This is a genomic window from Abyssisolibacter fermentans (genome assembly GCF_001559865.1).
Classification (GTDB): Bacteria; Bacillota; Clostridia; order Tissierellales; family MCWD3; genus Abyssisolibacter; species Abyssisolibacter fermentans.
The window spans coordinates 1-18431 of the sequence record NZ_LOHE01000069.1 but is presented as its reverse complement, the minus strand read 5'-3'; the positions used below and the strand labels follow the sequence as shown (position 1 = coordinate 18431).

Genomic DNA, 18431 nt, shown 5'->3' with positions numbered 1-18431 from the left:
TAAAATTGCCTCTAATTCTATATTTTGTAAAAATACATCAGATTGCACATAATAATCTGACGTATTTTATTTAATCATGGTAACTTGTATCTTAATTAATTATTATTGACACTTATGTCGTCCAAGACAGAACCCTCCCGACTGGGTATTCATAATTAGACAAACTCATAAAACTTATAGTTTCTAAATCTTAAGGTTTGTATATATTTATTATATTTTTTTTTACAAAAAATTTTAACTATACAAATCTTTTTGATTTACCTAGTATCAAATGTTTTGCTAGGAGTGTTTTTGTAATAAAAATAATATAATTAATTATAAAAAACCTATTATCTATACAAAATTAATTATTGCCCACTTAATATTTAGCATGTCTATTTTTTTCTTTAAAAATTGTTTTTATTAACATATTCCTCAAAATCATCACACAATTTATCTATAATATCTTCTGTCTCTTTGAAGAAAAACTCTCCAATTTCTCTTTTATACTTAATTTTAAACTTCCTATATATTTTAGTAAAATCACTATAAATTTCTTCTTCACTAAATTTGGTTCCTATATCCTTCATTTTGGCTATTAGATTTCTACCATTCTCTGGTTTCATTGTAAATAAAAATAATTTTTCGATTTTTTCTTCAAATTCTTTTATTAATTCACCTATAGTTTCTTCTTCTTGATTTTTTTGTTGAATTATTTTCAATATATCAAATTTCATCTGTTCTCCACCAGATTCTCCATCCTCATTACCTTTAGTTTTTCTTTTATTTTCATCTTTTTCTGGGGGATTGACAATTCCAATCTGATTATCAAAGTAAACTTCTACATCGTCCTTTAGATTATCTGGTTTATTAATATTGTTGTACTCATTATTATACCTTTTCCAAAATTCTAAAAAGTTTATCTCATTATATTTTGGATCAAATTCTATAACAAATTCAACCAGATTCAAAATTTGAAAATATCTATTAATTTTCTTTTTTAATTTTTTACTTCTCTCAGGATTATTTCTTATGTACCTCGCTAATCCATCTTCAAACTCTAAAAAATTATGTACATTCTTTTCCTTACCTTGTTTTATGGTTAAAAACATCTTGAAGTATTTCTTATACAATGAAGAATCTATTAAATCATCATAAATATTCTCAAGTCCTTTTAACTCTCCAAATGGATCAAAATCGCTAATTACAACATCACTAAAATGTTCAAAAGCCTCTTTAATATTATTTACGTTCACGTTTTTGTGTGAAAAATCTACTATTTTACATTCATTTTTATGTTTTGTTGTTCTATTTACCCTAGAAATAGTCTGTATCGCATTAATGGCTCTTATCTCCTTATCTAAAAACAATGTATGTAATCTAGGTTCATCAAAACCGGTTTGTAACTTATCTACAACTATAATCAATCCATTTTTACACAAAGCAAACTCCTGAAGTACTTTTACTTCAGATTTTCCATTATTTAAATTGCTAGCTTTAGAATATTTTTGCCCATCTCCACTGTATACAATATATACAGGAGCATCCTTAAATCGTTGGTAATTTTTATAATTCATTGCTTCATCATAATACTTTTCTATACATTCTTTGTATTTAATAGCACTTTTTATTGACGTTGTTGCCAACATAGCTTTTGCTTGTCCCCTAATTTTTCTATAGGTTGTTTTGACTAATCGTTCTACAATGAACTTAGAAGTAGCATCTATACGATCTTCATTCTCATATACCTTTTTCTTAACAATTCTATACTCTTTTTCTTTATTGTTGACTCCCTTTGTAATATCATTAGGTAATTCATAATACATCTTAGCTGACACTGGCACAATTCCTTTTAGAGGATTTAATATATAACCATCTTCAATAGCTTCCTTCATGGTATAGCTATCAAAAGGCTTCCATATTTTTTCTCCTTCTGCATACTTGCTAAATTCACCAAACCTTGCCAATGTATGATCACTTGGTGTTGCGGTAAAACCAATAAGCAAATTCTTATGCTTTCTATTCTTCACATATTCTTTATTTGAGTCAAAACTGCTTTGTAATTCATCAAATAAACTAATCATCTCATTATGCTGTTTTCCACTATTAGAACGATGAATTTCATCAATTAAAAAAACAATTCTCATATTAGCAAGCCTATCTAATATATCATCGCTTAATACTTCTTTAATAGTGTTGAATTTTTGTAAATTTACTATAACAATTCGCTTATCTGTACTTAAAGCATTAATAAAAGATCTCTTGTCGCTTGCTTCTACAAACATTTTATTATCAATATTCATATTGAACATTTTACTATCTAATTGATCTCTTAATTGAACTCTATCAACAATTAGCATAATTTTATCATAGACATATTTTCCATCTCTTTTTATATCTTTTAATTGCAGTGCAGACCATCCAATAATATTACTCTTGCCAAAACCAGCTGCATACTGTAACAGAAGTGAATATACGTTCTTATTATTCTGATATTTTAATCTCTTCTTAATTAAATCATTCCTTATGTCTTCACTTACTCCTGATAATTCTTTTCTTAATTTATTAATAAAATAATCATCTTCATTTTCATGAATCAACAACTCATCAATTTTGGACATTATCTTGTCTACACCAAATTTTTGCTTTGGTCTAGGACTGATTAATCGCCCTCTTTCATTTTTCAATTGTTTCACTTTATCTTTTTTAATAGTTTCTCTCTCAATAAAATTATAATAAAGAATCTCTTTCTCTATCATTTCTTTAGAATATAATGCTGAAAACACTTCCTTTAATTTTCCAGTTTTTGACTTGTCATTATTTAATAAAGGATATGGTTTAAAATTCTTTAAAACTTTTAATTTATAGCTATCATAATCATACTTTCCTTCTTTTTGAATTGTCCTAATATTATCAAGGTAATCAGCAATATTTCTAATAATATAAGTATCACCCACATCAGTAGTTGTAATATGAATGGCTTTTTCAAATACTTTCAAAAAATCTTTTCTTATTTTTTGAGTTTTATCATTATCTTGTGCTATTTTTAAATACTCAATCACAGCCTCTTTATAATCTTTAACAACTTTTATTCTTCCGTTTTTTCTGGCATTTTGATTATTATAATTGGATTTTAATTCACTATAACCTAAATAAATTCCATTAACAAAAAAACTAATATCTGGTCTGAATGAAAAAACTTCCCTTCCATTATATTTATACTTATACGGCAATTCCTGAACTACAGAAAAAATATTTTGCTCAAAGAGTCTATTGCCATATGTTTCACTACCACTTACATAAAATAAATACAGCTTTACCCCTTCAAAAGTTATGGTTTTAGTATCATTAATGAATAATGCCATATTTCTATAATTCTTCATTCTATCTATTAAATAATCAACAAATTCCTTCATCAATTTATGCTCATTATTCTTAAACTTTTTAAGTAATTTTTCATAATTGCTTTTATTTAGTTCCGTACTGCTAAGAAACTCTCTCAAATCTTCTTCGATGATTAAATTGTTAGCAATAGTATTGGCTTTGACCTCTCTATAACCTAAGCCATTTACATTGTCCGTAAAAAAAGGAATTAGAAATTTATTCTGTAGATGTAATTCATTCATGATTAACCCTCACTTTCCCCGTCACAACATCACTAATCAATGTTTTTCTGAATTCTTTAAGTAAGTCTATTTGTTGCTTAGATTTTTGAATTATCTTATCAATTTTAGAGCATTTATCATCTAAATAATCAGCAATTGCCTCTTGCTCTTCATACTCTGGATTCGGTAATTCTTGTTGTCCAAAAAGAGTCATATTTACAGCTTCACGAATCTCTAATATCCCTGTAGCAATAGTCCTTAAATACCTTTGAAAATATTTAGATCTGAATACATAATCGTAATATCTAGGAGAGTTCTCTAGTTTAGTTTTTAATACAATATAAACTACACTTAAGGCTCCAAACTCTCTTGATATTCCAACAGAACCAATTAATACATTCATCTTATTAACTACAATGTCATTTGGATATACAAGTTTATATCCTGTAATATCCTTTGCCATCTTATTACCAACATTCCCTTTATCTCTATGGTTAATAACACCAATATCCTTCAAAACTGATAATATATTTTTTGTAACAGGTTCTCCATTATCACTCAAATTTTTCTCTACTCTTTCATCAAAAATGTTTTTTATTCTTGCAGTTTTCCAATTTTTAGGTGTCAGTTTTATCCAATCAACATTACTCTCTTTCAATTCAACTTCTTTATTTAATCCTCTACACACTGTTTCATTAATAAGTTCTTCTTTTAATTCTCCATATTTTTTGATTTTATAGTCACTTAGTTCAATTCTCTTATCTATAGAAGATGTTTGTTTATCTAAAAAATTTGCAATTCTTATTTGCTTATTAATACTTCTTGGAAAAACACATTGCCAATTTCTAATTGCTGTTTGAGAAATCTTAACCATTGATGTATTGAGACCTCTAGCTGAACACACAATTTGAAATCTATTTTTTGCACTGATTAAAAAATATACTAAATATCTAGCATTATATTCCGAATGTTGCAATTTTAATTTATAAATCAAATCCGAATACATTAAGTTATACATGTTTTTTTTTACTATACAAGAATCCCCCACTAATTGCGGTGTATTAGAACGAGTAATTAAAATATCGTTTTCTCTAACCTTAAAATTGTGATTTGGTACAGTATTTATAGATAATGCTTTATGTTCATTTTCATAGTAAATTCCATTTTTTACTGCCGATAACTTTAAAACGCCCCATTCATCATTTGCTACAGTCCTATTTTCAGCATTTGGACTCCACCCTTGGTCAATATAATATATTATGTCTTTTATTCTCTTAACCTTCCATTGACTAGGAATTTGAGCTAACCAATCAATTCCACTAGCTTTATAAGCATCATATTTATCTAGTATCATATTGTCAACCCCTCTTCTAATGAATCAATTTCTTCATCCAAATTTTTTATATCTGTTAAAATTTCAGATATATCCCTTAGTTTTTCTGGTTTATAAAATAATTTATTAAAATTAACTTCTACTCCAACCGTATTATCAAGGTATTCAAACGGTTTAGTAATATATTTAGCCATAAACTTTTCTATGTTTGCATTATTTTTCTCCACGTTTTCACTATATGGAATTATTTCATAATCTTTGGTGTAATCTGGAGTCATTTCTACAACAACTTCAATTCTTGCTTCTTTTGTTTTAGTTGCCTTTTTATAACTACTTTTGACATTTATTTTTCCGCAACCTAGCTCTTCTTTTTGCCCATTACTCTCTTTTATAAGAGTATTTTTATCTGCATTATAATAATAGATGGCTTTTTGAGTATGCACTTTCAAGTCTTTTTCTTTATAATCAAATCCAGAAATTAATGGTTTTATATAGCTATCATTATAGTCTTTTAAATTTTTATATCTATTTTCATCAAACTCTGTTATCTCGAAATTATCAATTAATAGTGTATTTGATTCTTCTATTTGTTCTATCTTTAATAATTTTGTTAATTTTAATGACTTTTTCTTTTCAGGCAAATTTTGCTCAAAACTTTTACCATTATAATCAAGATTAGTTAGCATTATTGCTTGTTTATTGTAATAGAAATACTCTCTATCATATACCTTAGCTATATCTGTATCTTCATAATTATTAAGCATACTAACTATATCTTCACGATTTAAATAATCAACTTCCTTTCGCTTTTTACCTTTATTTTTCTTTAGTAATTTGAACCTATCACTGGCATTAATCATTATAACTTTCTTTTGTCTACATTTAGATTTATTCTTATTAAGAACCCAAAGGTAGGTATAAATATTGGTATTGAAAAATTCATCTGTCGGTAACTGAATTATAGCTTCAACATAATCCTTTCCAAAAATCCATTTTCTAACATTACTTTCTCCACTTCCTGCATCACCACTAAATAAAGTAGAACCATTATGTACTACAACAGCTATACCATCTAAATCATCCATTTTAGAAATAATATGTTGTAAAAACAATAACTGACCATCAGATACTGATGGTAATGCAACAAATCTACCAGTTTTATCATTTTCAATATCTTTTCTATATCCTTTCCAATCTACTCCATATGGTGGATTAGCAACAACAACATCAAATTGTTTATCATAAAATTCAGTACCAGTTAACGTATTTCCATATTTTATATGAGAATTCTCTCTAAATCGACTTTCTATTTTTGCTAGAGCGTATAAACTATCACTCCAATCTTGCCCATATGTTGCTGTTGGTCTATTTGAGGTTCCTTTTATTCTATCCTCAACTCCAAACAACATATTGCCTCCACCACATGTAGGATCATAGATAGTAAGAAATCTGTCTGTTTTTTCTACTTTCGAACTCACAATGGCTGAAATTAATGCTATAACATCATCAGGTGTATATTGTTCTCCAGCAGTTTCTGCTGATATATCAGCCCATTTTCTTTTAATATGTTCTTCAAGTGTTGTAATTTCACTATTATTAAACGGCTTTAAATCTATTTCACTCCAAGCCTTAACAAATGAAAAGAATATTTTCTTCTTTTTTAACTGTCCACTCATTCCTGAAATGTCTAAGAATTTTTCCTCATTATTGCCTTTATCTATCCCCAATAAATCTTTAGTTTCTCCGTCAAATCCTTTAAGATATGCATCAAAATCTATTTCAAAGGTCTTATCATTTTTACATATATCAACTAATGTTTTATTGTGTTCAAATAGATAAACATTATATCCTTTTTCTTGCTCCTTAACATAATCTATAAACTCATCTAATCTTATATCGTCTTCATCTAATCCTAGGTCTTGCTTTAGTTCATCAGCCATTCTTAAAAATCTACTTTCTACCATTACCAATGCAAAAAATGGCATCATGAATTTAGGAAAATCACTTTGCTTTATCCCTGCACCTATTAATAAATCTGCCGTTGCCCAAATATTTGATTCATACTTCATTATATCTTGCTTCATCGCGTTACTCCTTTTCTATTGTTTTAGACACTATCAAATCAAAAATCATATCATTTTTATATAATAATCCATATTTTATTATAACATAATTTAATATATCTTAATGAATAGTAGTATATTTTTATACTATGTTTAATATTTAAATCAAATATAATAGTACAGCAATACATTCTAAAAATATATTATTTTTAATATTTACAATTTTTAAACAAACATTATAATTTCTTTAATGAATAATTATAAGATTAATAATTATATTAACTTTTAAATATTTAACTGTAGTTCTAAACAGAATAGCTAACAAGATATTTGCCTTCTACATATATTACCCAAGAAATATATTATACCATCATCTCTAGCATATAACATACTGTACCTAATTACTTTAAAATCTCTTCAATAGTTGGATCAACACCTCGTTCAACTAACTTATCAACCAAATGCTGTATACCATATCTATTTTTATCATATGCAATTTCATTTAGTATTCTAGCTGAAATCTATTGAGCAACATACGGCTTATTGTTATTGATAACATCGCAAGCGATATAACCAAAATCATCATAATCTGTCCAAGTTTTACATACGTCTAAATAATTGTTCTTAATTAACTCAAGGACTTCTTCTGTCCTTTTATCATCTCCATCCATAAATTGTGAAATTGTTGAAACCATGTTACCATTAGATATTATTGCTTGACATAACTCTTTGCCATCAAGTCCATATAAATAATTCTCAACATCCTCATCATAAATACCACTGGAAATTTTAGATTTCACAAATTCTACTTTTTCTTTATCTTTATAATAGACAATAGCTCTTTCAACACTATCCTAAAGTAACATAAATCATGAATTACAATACTTGCAAGATAATTAGCTAAATTCATAGCTTTAGACATCTTTTGGCAAACCTGCTATGGCTCATATAACAGTGACTCACACTAAATCATAGATTTAAAAACCGCTAAACTCTTACGTTTAGCGGTTTATTATACTTATTCACTTAAAACTGTAACTTTTTTAATAATAACATCTACTGTCGGCTTTGATTTTTCACCCATTAAAGGATTATATATTACTGGTGTTTCTGCAATTTTATCTAAAGTTTCTTCACCTTCAATTAATTTGCCAAATGCTGCATAATCTCCATCTAAAAAAAATCCATCTCCATGCATTATAAAGAATTGACTGCTTGCTGAGTTTGGATCAGCTGACCTTGCCATTGAAATAACACCTTTTGTATGTTTTAAGGTGTTTTGCTTAAAACCATTTGATGCAAATTCACCCTTAATATTTTTGTCTGCTCCGCCTGTGCCATCACCTTTTGGATCTCCGCCTTGAATCATGAAATCTTTTACTATTCTATGAAACTTTAAACCATCATAAAAACCAGCCTTTGCGAGCTCAAGGAAATTTTCAACTGTCTCTGGTGCATATTCTGGATAAAGCTCAAATACCATCTTTCCACCATCTTGCATTTCTATTTGTACTGTTGTTGTTTTATTACTACATCCAATAAAAATTGAACTCATTACAAATATAATTATAATCAACCCAATGTACTTTTTATTCATTTTTCCCTCCTATTTTATATAAATCAGCTAGTTGCAAAACTTTACACTATACATAAATTCAATGTTTACATGCTATGAAGTAACTCAGTTTCCCCCCATAAAACAGTTGTAAAAAATACCAACATAGTTACTAGGGAACCATCTCATATTTCTTTGAAAGCGTGACTTCAAGAGTTCGTTTCTTCATCGCTCTTAAGTAGAGAACCAAAATCTATGATTTTGAGTGAATCACTTACTGCTAGGAACGCAGTGAGTAGTGAGTTTCTTATTCATTTCAAAACGGGCTCTTGCCCAGCCGTCAAAGATTATGAGATGGATCCCCTCGTCCAAAACTTATGAGCTAAACAATTAATGTTATTTATATATTATATTTAAATTTTTTAGCAACTACTTATTTTTATATATACTTCCAATATAAGTTTATCACCCATTTTTTAACGTGTCAAACACTAGATTTCACTAGTTTTAAACAAGATTTTTTTAATCTATACAAAATATTACATGTTTATTGTAAATAATAAAAATAAACCCATGCTCTTGAGTAAAAATTTGAGTAAGCGACTCACACCAAATCATAGATTTGGGTTCGCTGCTTTCTAACTCTTTTTTTTGCTTAATCCTTGCTATATTATATTGTTTTTCATCATATCTTTATTGTTTCATTTCTTTAATCATCAATCTGTAACTCCTACTCACTCCGTTCCTAGCAGTAAGCGACTTACACCAAATCATAGATTTGGGTTCGCTGCTTTCTAACTCTTTTTTTTGCTTAATCCTTGCTATATTATATTGTTTTTTATCTTATCTTTTTTGTTTTTATTTGCTTTAATCATCAATCGGTAACTCCTACTCACTTTGTTCCTAGCAGTAAGCGACTCACACCAAATCATAGATTTGGGTTCGCTGCTTAAAAAAACTCCTATTGATTTTATTTATATCAATAGGAGTCAATAGCTATAGTAATAGGGATAAACTCTACTACCTTTTTAACTTTTGTTTTAATATATATATCTTATTCTTTTGTAATTGTAATTATAAATGTATACGATTGTCACCTAATTTAATTAATAGAGTTTTTTGTACCATTTCATCTTAAGTAAATTCCATGATTAATGTAATATATTTATTATTCAATGTTATTATACGCATCTCAACCGCTTTATGTTACAATTACAATCAAAAATACAATCACCTTTGTCAAAAGCTTTCATTTCTAAAAAGAAATTAACCCTCTATTTTCATATAATATAAACACTTATTTCTTTACTTATAATTTAAAATTCCTGTTTTGAAATTGAAGTCTTTACTTGTACACTGTCTAGTCTTCCAAGCTTACCAGTAAGACTATTTATCTCATCTACTTTTCCTATAACTGTTATGCATATAACTGTTATTCCTTCTTCACTTAATGGAAGTCCCATTCTCCCTTTTATTAATCCTTTATATTCAGAAACAATGTCGTTAAACTTTGCCTGAGTAGCTATAGGATTTTCTAAAATAGCACTAATTACTGCAACTCTCTTCATATCTTCCTCCTAGTTATTATTAAGTAATAAAGTTAAATTTAAATTAAATCACTTACTCAATATTTGAATAAGATTCATCAATAATATTCTTTCTATTAATACTAATTGTTAGTATTTTAACACACAAACTTTAAATTCACAACTTCTAAATTATCTAGTCAACATTCGTATTTCTATCCTATTGACCGTAGGAATTAATAAATATAATATTTCATCTGTTTATTAATTTTTCAAAAAGCTAATAATATTTAAAAAGAGGTGTTATATTTGAAACGAACTAGAAAATGTCAAAAACCAATCATAGCAATAGTCAAAAACAATGATGAAAGCTTAGCAGTTTTAAAAGCACTTAAAGAAATAAATGCTGATAATCTAATCTCTAATGATGATGTAGTAGTAATAACTCCAAACTGGGTCAATAATAAGAAAAACCATGCAAAGGATGCAATAGTTGTAGGTGCAGAGACTTTGAGAACTATCATAAGGTTTGTTAAAGCTAAAAGCCCCAAAAGGATTGTTATAGCAACAGGTTCAGGAGGTGTTAAGACTGATATAGTATTAAAAGAAGTAGGATATGATAAAATTATAAATGATGAAATGGTCGAATTTATAGATCTAAACAAGGGTGATTACGTTGATTTAGAATTAAATCATGATTATCCAAAATCAACAAAAATCAATAAACTAATAAATGAAATGACAGTTTTGATATCTTTTACTCAATTAAAACACCACGAAGAAGCTACTATGTCAGCAGGAATTAAAAATATTGCATTAGGATGGCCTCCTGCTGAACTGCACGGATATCCTAAGAAAAATCTTGGAATTCACAATGATTTACATGGTTTTATTACTGCTATGGCAGAAAAAATTCCTATTGATATCACTATCGTCAGTGCTAATCCCGCTATGATAGGTAGCGGACCATCAAATGGTATATCAAGACATACTGGAATTGTTATCTGCGGAACTGACCCTGTTGCAACAGACACTATTGGTGCTAGATTGCTTGGTTTTAAACCACAAGCTATTAGATATTTATTTCAATGTGCGAACATGAAAATTGGAGAAAGTAATATAAACAAAATGATAATAAAGGGCTTATTAATTCAAGAAGCTGAAGAAGCTTTTAGCAAAAGTGTTTATGGTGAAAAAATCATTGTTGATAGATAAACAGTATAATATATATCTTTAAGCAAAAACAAAGGGATGTAATCAAAATCGTCCCTTTGTTTCTTTTACCAAATAGCATATTATATCATATCTTTAATAACTTTATCACCGTAAACTTTTTTCCAATCTTCTTCAAATTGTTCTACACTAGCATCTGTAAAAGGATGAGCAAATATTTTTTCGAATAGCTCTGAATTAACTGTTGCTGCATGTGCACCTAAATTTGCAACAGAATGCACCTGTTGAACGTTTTTAAAAGATGCAGCTATTACATTTGTTTTTAAATTATATTCTTTAAATTGTTTCACAATATTACCTACTACACTACACCCATCAGAGGATAGATTATCTATTCTGTTAACATAAGGTGCAACGTAGGTAGCACCAGCTTTTGCTGCCATTAGAGCTTGTTGTGCTGTAAATATTGCTGTTGCTGTCACCTTTATTTCTTTAGAATTTAAGATTTTTATTGCTTTTAATCCTTCTTTAGTTACTGGAATTTTAATACACGTATTTTTACCAAATTTTTCTACGATTTTCATTCCCTCTTCAGCCATATCTTCAGCTTTATTAGAAACTACTTGAATGTGAAGTAATAAAGCTTCTCCAATAACTTCTCTTATTTCTTTGATAAGATCAACAAATTCTCTATTTTCTTTTGCAATTATAGTAGGATTAGTAGTTATTCCTTCTATTGGAAAATAATCTATAGCGTATTTTATATATTCTATATTAGCTGTATCTAAAAAATATTTCATGAAAATCCCTCCTATACAATATATTATAAGCAGAAAACTAAAATAATTTCATTTCTCTGCTTATGAATAATTTTAGTTTAATGAATATTAATTTCAACTTACAATATCTTTATTTATCATTAATGCATAACTTGTCCACCTGTTATATTTACTGATTGTCCAGTAAGATAATTAGCTTTATCAGATGCATAGAATGTTATAGTATTTGCAACATCATTAAATGAGCATCCATGTTGTTTTTGACTTTTCTTATAGATACCATTATCCCTTTTGTAAAATATTTGTGAAAGACAAAACCTTATATTCATTTCATTTCCAAATGCTTCTATGCCACTGTTTGGTTTACCCCTAAGCTCTATATTGTAATTTTTAAGTATATTTGATATTCTCTTCAAATCTTTTATTAAGGTAGTTCTGCTAATATAGAACATTTCAGCTAAATCTTCAATTTTTATCATTTTTCTTTCTTCTAAAAGAATTTTGATTATTTCTATAATTCTTTCTTCTGGAAAAGAAATATTTGATTTTCGATATGCATTTGTTATAATATCAAATTTTTCAACATTAATTTTTTTTATGATATACTTCTTATTTTTTGTAAATTTGATTTCAGCTACTTCCTTACCAATAATTTTGTTAATATTTTTAATGTAATTAAGTATTGTTCTTGATGTTACTCCTAAGTTTTCTGCAATTTCATTTGCCGTACAAAATTTTTTTCTATTTAACAGTTCTATTACTTTGAGTTCCTTAGCATTTATAGCATATTCCTTCATTTCACCACCCCTACCCTTATCTTATAACAATTATATCACGACTTTTTCGACTAATTAATACACTTTTTTTCTTTTACTAGTCGAAATATGAAATCATTTTCCTGTTTTTTTATTTTATTTTTCGAACTCTCATTTCTATAAATCAAAGAAAAAACTCTAAAGTCTTGATATTTAATTTTGGTATGATTTGCTTTTTTTATATTATTCACTATTATTTTAATTGACATAAATTCATAAAAAATTCTATAATTAAATTGGTAATATTCACTAAATGAAAAAACATTATAGACAAATAACATAGCACTTTATTTTTATTAATAAGATTAATAGCGTCTTAAAGGAGGTTGAATTTAAAATGTTAAAAGATTTAAAAAGTTATTATTACAAAGGTGAAACAAGAAATTTATCATTTAGAATAGATCAACTAAAAAAACTAAAGAGAATTATTATAGAAAATCAGGATGCATTAATAAAAGCTCATCGTGAAGATTTGGGAAGACATGAGTTTGAAACTTATGCTGCTGAAATAGGCTCTGTACTAGTTAGTATTAATTACACTATTAAACATTTAAAGAAATGGGCTAAGATTAAAAGAGTAAAAACTCCAATACATCAATTTGGTTCAAAAAGCTATATCATACCTGAACCCTATGGTGTTGTATTAGTCATTGCCCCTTTTAACTATCCTTTTAATTTAGTGATAGAACCTATGCTCGGAGCAATAGCTGCTGGAAATTGTGTTGTAGTTAAACCTTCAGAACAAACACCTAATGTAACTAGAATTGTTAGAGAGATGCTCACTAAAAATTTTGATAATAATTATATTCGAGTGGTTGAAGGTGATAAAGAAGTCATTACACGCTTAATTAATTCTCCATTTGATTATATTTTCTTTACTGGAAGTGTTAAAGTAGGAAAATTAATTATGCAGGCAGCCAGTAAAAACTTAGTTCCTGTTACTTTAGAATTAGGCGGAAAAAGTCCATGCATTGTAGATAAAACTGCAAATATTAAAGTAGCCGCTGAGAGGATAGCTTGGGGTAAGTTTTTTAACGCAGGTCAAACTTGTATAGCTCCAGATTATTTAGTAATTCATTCTAGTGTTAAAGAGCAGTTTATTAATGAGTTCAAGAAAACTATAACTAGGTTTTACTCCGAAAAAATTGAAGGTTCTAAAGACTTTGCTCGTATTGTCAGCGAAAAACATACTAATCGCCTAATTTCCATAATAGAAAAGGATAGAAGCAAAATAATATTTGGTGGAAACTATAATCTAATCAATAAATATATTGAACCTACTATAATTGATAATGTTTCGTGGGAAGATGAATGTATGCAAGATGAATTGTTTGGACCAATAATGCCTATTATGTCATATGATAATATTAATTCTGTAATTAAAATGGTAAATGATAGACCTAAACCTCTTGCTCTTTATATTTTTACAAATAATAAGAGTACCCAGAAAAAAGTATTATCAGAAACTAGCTCTGGCGGATGTTGTGTAAATGATACTGTCAGTCATTTCAGCACTCACTACTTACCTTTTGGCGGAGTAGGCAATTCTGGAATTGGTGCTTATCATGGTAAAAAAAGCTTTGAAACCTTTTCTCATATGAAAGGAGTCTTAAATAAATCTCCTCGTATTAGAATGAGTATGATATTCCCACCATATACTGAATCTAATTTGAATATGATTAAAAGAATATTAAAATAAGAAATTTCGAACTCGTTTCTCTAAAAGAAACGAGTTCTCTATGACGTTAAAAATTACTAATTAAATTAACCATCTCTATAGCTGAAACTGCAGCATCATAGCCTTTGTTACCCGCTTTTGTACCTGCTCTTTCTATTGCTTGTTCTATAGAGTCTGTTGTTAGAACACCAAAAATAATTGGAATTTCAGTATCTAATGATACGTTTGCTATGCCTTTTGACACTTCACTAGCAACATAATCAAAATGAGGTGTAGCTCCTCTTATTACTGCTCCTAAACATATAACAGCATCGTATTTTTTAGTCGTTGCCATCTTTTTAGCTACCAAAGGGATTTCAAAAGCACCTGGTACATAAGCAATTTCTATATTACTGTCATCTACACCATGTCTTTTTAATCCATCTAATGCTCCATATAATAGTTTACTGCTAATAAAATCATTAAATCTTCCTACTATGATACCAAACTTTTGATCCTTTGCAACTAATTTTCCTTCATAAACTTTCATCATTATTAATCCTCCTCATTTACATTTACATTATCAAAAATATGCCCCATCTTATCTATTTTAGTTTTTAAATAAAATTCATTGTTCTTATTATGCTCTATTTGAATAGGAACTCTTTTGACTATATCTAATCCATAATCTCTCATACTCAAAACCTTGTCAGGATTATTTGTCATAAGTCTAATTTTTTTTATTCCTAAAAGCTTTAATATTTGAGCTCCCATTTTGTAATCTCTCATATCTTCTGGAAAACCTAATGCAATGTTAGCTTCTACTGTATCCATGCCTTTATCTTGAAGCGCATAAGCTTTGATTTTATTTATAAGACCTATACCTCTTCCTTCTTGTCGCATGTATAAAAGTACTCCCCTGCCTTCTCTTTGAATATTTTGAACAGCTTTAGCATATTGGTCACCACAATCACATCTTAGAGAACTAAAAGCATCTCCTGTTAAACATTCAGAATGTATTCGTACTAAAACAGGCTCTCCATCAGCTATATCTCCTTTTATCAATGCAACGTGTTCTTCCTCATTAAGCTTATTTCTAAATCCAATGATTTTAAAATCACCATACTTAGTTGGTAAATTTGCTTCATCAGTTCTTTCAATTATCCCTTCATTTTTAAGTCTATAAGTTATTAAATCCTCTATAGTAATAATCTTGAAATTATGTTTCTTGACGTATTCCATCAGTTGTGGAACTCTTGCCATAGTACCGTCTTCATTCATAATCTCACAAATAACACCAGCAGGTTTTAAGCCTGCAAGTTTTGCCAAATCAACCGCTGCTTCAGTATGTCCTGCTCGTTTAAGTACTCCATCTTTTTTAGCTTTTAAAGGAAATATATGTCCTGGCTTTCTAAAATCTTTTGAAGTAGAATTATTATCAACTAATCTCAATATAGTTTCTACTCTATCCTCAACTGATATCCCTGTAGTTGTATTTACTGCATCAACAGACACAGTAAATGCTGTACCATTTGGATCTGTATTGTTAACAACCATAGGCTCAATATCAAGTTCTTTTAATCTATCTTCTAACATTGGTACACATATAAGCCCTCTACCATAAGCAGCCATAAAATTAATAGCTTCAAGGTTCGCCTTCTGGGCTGCCATTATCAAATCCCCTTCGTTTTCTCTATTTTCATCATCTACGACTACTACCATTTTCCCATTTCTTATATCTTCTATCGCTTCCTCTATTGTGTTAAATTGAAACAATAGTGCCACCTCCTTATTACACAAATAATTTATGTTAAAAATCCGCTTTGTCTGAGAAATTCAATGTTTATTATCTTAGCTTTTTTTTCATCCTTTTTTTCATCAGAACTCATAAAACTGTGTATATACTTTCCGATCATGTCACATTCTATATTCAATTCGTCACCAATCTTTTTATCTGATAGGATTGTTTCTTTATTAGTCAAAGGTATTATAGATACTTGAAAGTCATTTTTATTTACATCTGCTACCGTCAAGCTTATACCATCAACTGCTATAGAACCTTTTTTAACAACATAAATTGATATGTCGTCATAAACTTTGATAGTAAGCCAAACTGCATTGTCTTCTTTTTCTATATTTTTTATAATCCCTATGCCGTCAATATGCCCTGAAACAATATGTCCGCCAAATCTATCGCCTACTTTCATAGCTCTTTCTAAATTAACACCGCTACCTTTTGACAGCCTTTTTAAATTCGTTCTTCTCAAGGTTTCAGGCATAACATCAACAGTGAAATCATATTTAGTAAAATCAACTACCGTCAGGCAAATTCCGTTTACACTTATACTGTCACCTAATTTTATATCTTCTAATACCTTTGATGCGTTAATTGTAATGCTAGCAGATTTGACACCTTTTTTAATAAATTTAATTTGACCTATTTCTTCTACCAATCCAGTAAACATCAACAATCTTCCTTTCTGATATATCCTTCTATCAATATATCCTCATCAAAAGCTTTAATATTAATATCCTTTAGATTAATACAATCCCTAATATATTTAATACCTTCACCACCAACAGGAGTTTTGGAGTTTTCCCCACCTACTATCTTTGGTGATATAAATGACATAACCTTGTCTACAAGACCTTCTTGTAACATGCTAAAATTCAAAGTAGAACCACCTTCTATTAATACACTGTCTATTCCAATTTCACCTAACTTTTCTATAAGATATCTCAAATTAACTCTATTATTTTTAAGTGGAGTAACTATCACCTGAGCACCTTTTTGTTTTATAGCTTCTAATTTATCTTTATCTGCTTTTTCGGTAGTCGCAACAATAGTTTTAACATCTGACTTAACATTTAATGCTTTAGATGTTAAAAAAATTCTAGCGTTAGTATCTACGATTATTCTAATAGGATCTCTTCCACCTTCTAGTCTAGTATTTAATCTAGGATCATCTTTTAAAACTGTACCAATTCCAACCATTATTGATGATACTTTATGTCTTATTTCATGAACATGCTGTCTAGATTTATCATTGCTAATCCATTTAGAGTCACCAATGTGTGTGGATATCTTGCCATCAAGAGTCATAGCTGTTTTTAAAATGCAAAATGGCAACTTTGTCTGTATATATTTAATAAAAACCTCATTTAACTTTTTAGCTTCATTTTCCATTACACCAGTAGTGACATGTATACCATGCTCTCTTAATATTTTTACACCTCTTCCTGCAACTTTAGGATTAGGGTCTATCATTGCAACAACAACCTTAGAAATATTATTTTCAATTATTGCATTTACACATGGAGGTGTTTTACCGTAATGAGAGCAAGGTTCTAATGAAACATACATTGTAGCACCTTTTACGCTTTCTGCTGCACTCTTAAGTGCATTTATCTCAGCATGTGCTCCTCCAAAATATTGATGATATCCTTCACCAATTATCTTATTATCTTTAACTATCACAGCTCCTACTAATGGATTAGGATTTACAAATCCACTACCTTTTTGTGCAAGCTCAAGAGCTCTTTTCATAAATTTTTCATTCACAAATAAATCACCTCATTTTAGTATTTAACTTTGTACATTTATTATTCTTAAATATAATCTTAGGTTTCAGTTTTGAGGCTTTCATGAAATTTTTATTTTTTCTGCACATCAAAAAGCTCTGAAGAATAAATTCTCCAGAGCATAATCAGCTACAAATAACACAATAACAACAAATTATTGTATAAAAATATACACCTCTTCTCCCATCCAGACTGTACTGTCGGTCTTGGAATTTCACCAAGTCAACCATATTGGTTCGTGGACTATAACCACCGGTCGGGAATTTCACCCTGCCCTGAAGATATATTTAATTTATTTAAAGTTAACATAGATATTTAGGTTTGTCAATAAATAAATTTCATGTAGATAGCGTTAATTTACTGT

The 18431-nt window shown here is 28.7% G+C and carries 14 protein-coding genes and 1 riboswitch; of the genes, 2 read left to right on the top strand and 12 right to left on the bottom strand.

The window, feature by feature from the left end:
• Window positions 1-386: 386 nt before the first annotated feature.
• The 6 genes from AYC61_RS13010 to AYC61_RS12985 all read right to left on the bottom strand — a co-directional run bounded on the left by AYC61_RS13010 (window position 387) and on the right by AYC61_RS12985 (window position 10103).
• Complete coding sequence (locus tag AYC61_RS13010) at window positions 387-3605, bottom strand: DEAD/DEAH box helicase family protein (RefSeq protein WP_066503161.1); 3219 nt, start codon at window positions 3603-3605, stop codon at window positions 387-389.
• On the bottom strand, window positions 3598-4938 hold the full coding sequence (locus tag AYC61_RS13005) for a restriction endonuclease subunit S (RefSeq protein ID WP_066503159.1): 1341 nt from the start codon (window positions 4936-4938) through the stop codon (window positions 3598-3600). The genes AYC61_RS13010 and AYC61_RS13005 overlap by 8 nt, the downstream gene beginning before the upstream one ends.
• Entirely contained in the window at window positions 4935-7001 is a 2067-nt protein-coding gene (locus AYC61_RS13000) for an HsdM family class I SAM-dependent methyltransferase (RefSeq protein WP_066503157.1), read from the bottom strand. Before AYC61_RS13000 ends, AYC61_RS13005 begins: the two co-directional genes overlap by 4 nt.
• Before the next feature lie 500 nt (window positions 7002-7501).
• A complete protein-coding gene (locus tag AYC61_RS12995) occupies window positions 7502-7780 on the bottom strand; it encodes a hypothetical protein (protein ID WP_066503154.1) in 279 nt (92 codons plus the stop codon).
• A 218-nt stretch (window positions 7781-7998) separates the two neighbouring features.
• A complete protein-coding gene (locus AYC61_RS12990; RefSeq protein ID WP_066503343.1) occupies window positions 7999-8535 on the bottom strand; it encodes a peptidylprolyl isomerase in 537 nt (178 codons plus the stop codon).
• Between the two features lie 1316 nt (window positions 8536-9851).
• On the bottom strand, window positions 9852-10103 hold the full coding sequence (locus AYC61_RS12985; protein WP_066503151.1) for a TM1266 family iron-only hydrogenase system putative regulator: 252 nt from the start codon (window positions 10101-10103) through the stop codon (window positions 9852-9854).
• Between the two features lie 258 nt (window positions 10104-10361).
• On the opposite strand from AYC61_RS12985, the gene AYC61_RS12980 reads away from it, so the two are divergent.
• Window positions 10362-11276, top strand: coding sequence for a DUF362 domain-containing protein (locus AYC61_RS12980; protein WP_338026052.1), 915 nt, complete (start codon window positions 10362-10364; stop codon window positions 11274-11276).
• A gap of 80 nt (window positions 11277-11356) precedes the next feature.
• Here the strand turns inward: AYC61_RS12980 and AYC61_RS12975 are convergent, their stop codons facing one another.
• Entirely contained in the window at window positions 11357-12034 is a 678-nt protein-coding gene (locus AYC61_RS12975; protein WP_066503147.1) for a fructose-6-phosphate aldolase, read from the bottom strand.
• Between the two features lie 119 nt (window positions 12035-12153).
• The gene (locus AYC61_RS12970; protein ID WP_066503146.1) at window positions 12154-12810 is read right to left on the bottom strand and encodes an HTH domain-containing protein; all 657 of its coding nucleotides are present in this window, start codon (window positions 12808-12810) and stop codon (window positions 12154-12156) included.
• Between the two features lie 355 nt (window positions 12811-13165).
• Between AYC61_RS12970 and AYC61_RS12965 the strand changes: the two genes are divergently transcribed.
• Window positions 13166-14527 (top strand): aldehyde dehydrogenase, encoded by a 1362-nt coding sequence (locus tag AYC61_RS12965; RefSeq protein ID WP_066503142.1) that lies wholly within the window; start codon window positions 13166-13168, stop codon window positions 14525-14527.
• Between the two features lie 46 nt (window positions 14528-14573).
• Here the strand turns inward: AYC61_RS12965 and ribH are convergent, their stop codons facing one another.
• The 4 genes from ribH to ribD are packed head-to-tail and all read right to left on the bottom strand — an operon-like array spanning window position 14574 to window position 18047.
• Window positions 14574-15035 carry a 6,7-dimethyl-8-ribityllumazine synthase gene (gene ribH / locus AYC61_RS12960; protein WP_156456465.1) on the bottom strand — a complete coding sequence of 154 codons (462 nt, stop codon included), beginning with the start codon at window positions 15033-15035 and terminating at the stop codon, window positions 14574-14576.
• 5 nt (window positions 15036-15040) lie between these two features.
• Window positions 15041-16261: a bifunctional 3,4-dihydroxy-2-butanone-4-phosphate synthase/GTP cyclohydrolase II gene (locus AYC61_RS12955; RefSeq protein ID WP_082759953.1), complete on the bottom strand. Its 1221-nt coding sequence runs from the start codon at window positions 16259-16261 to the stop codon at window positions 15041-15043.
• Window positions 16262-16290: 29 nt separating this feature from the next.
• The gene (ribE, locus tag AYC61_RS12950; RefSeq protein ID WP_066503136.1) at window positions 16291-16950 is read right to left on the bottom strand and encodes a riboflavin synthase; all 660 of its coding nucleotides are present in this window, start codon (window positions 16948-16950) and stop codon (window positions 16291-16293) included.
• Window positions 16950-18047, bottom strand: a complete 1098-nt coding sequence (gene ribD / locus AYC61_RS12945) for a bifunctional diaminohydroxyphosphoribosylaminopyrimidine deaminase/5-amino-6-(5-phosphoribosylamino)uracil reductase RibD (RefSeq protein ID WP_066503133.1) — start codon at window positions 18045-18047, stop codon at window positions 16950-16952. Before ribD ends, ribE begins: the two co-directional genes overlap by 1 nt.
• 191 nt (window positions 18048-18238) lie before the next feature.
• Window positions 18239-18354: riboswitch (FMN riboswitch) on the bottom strand.
• Window positions 18355-18431: the final 77 nt, after the last annotated feature.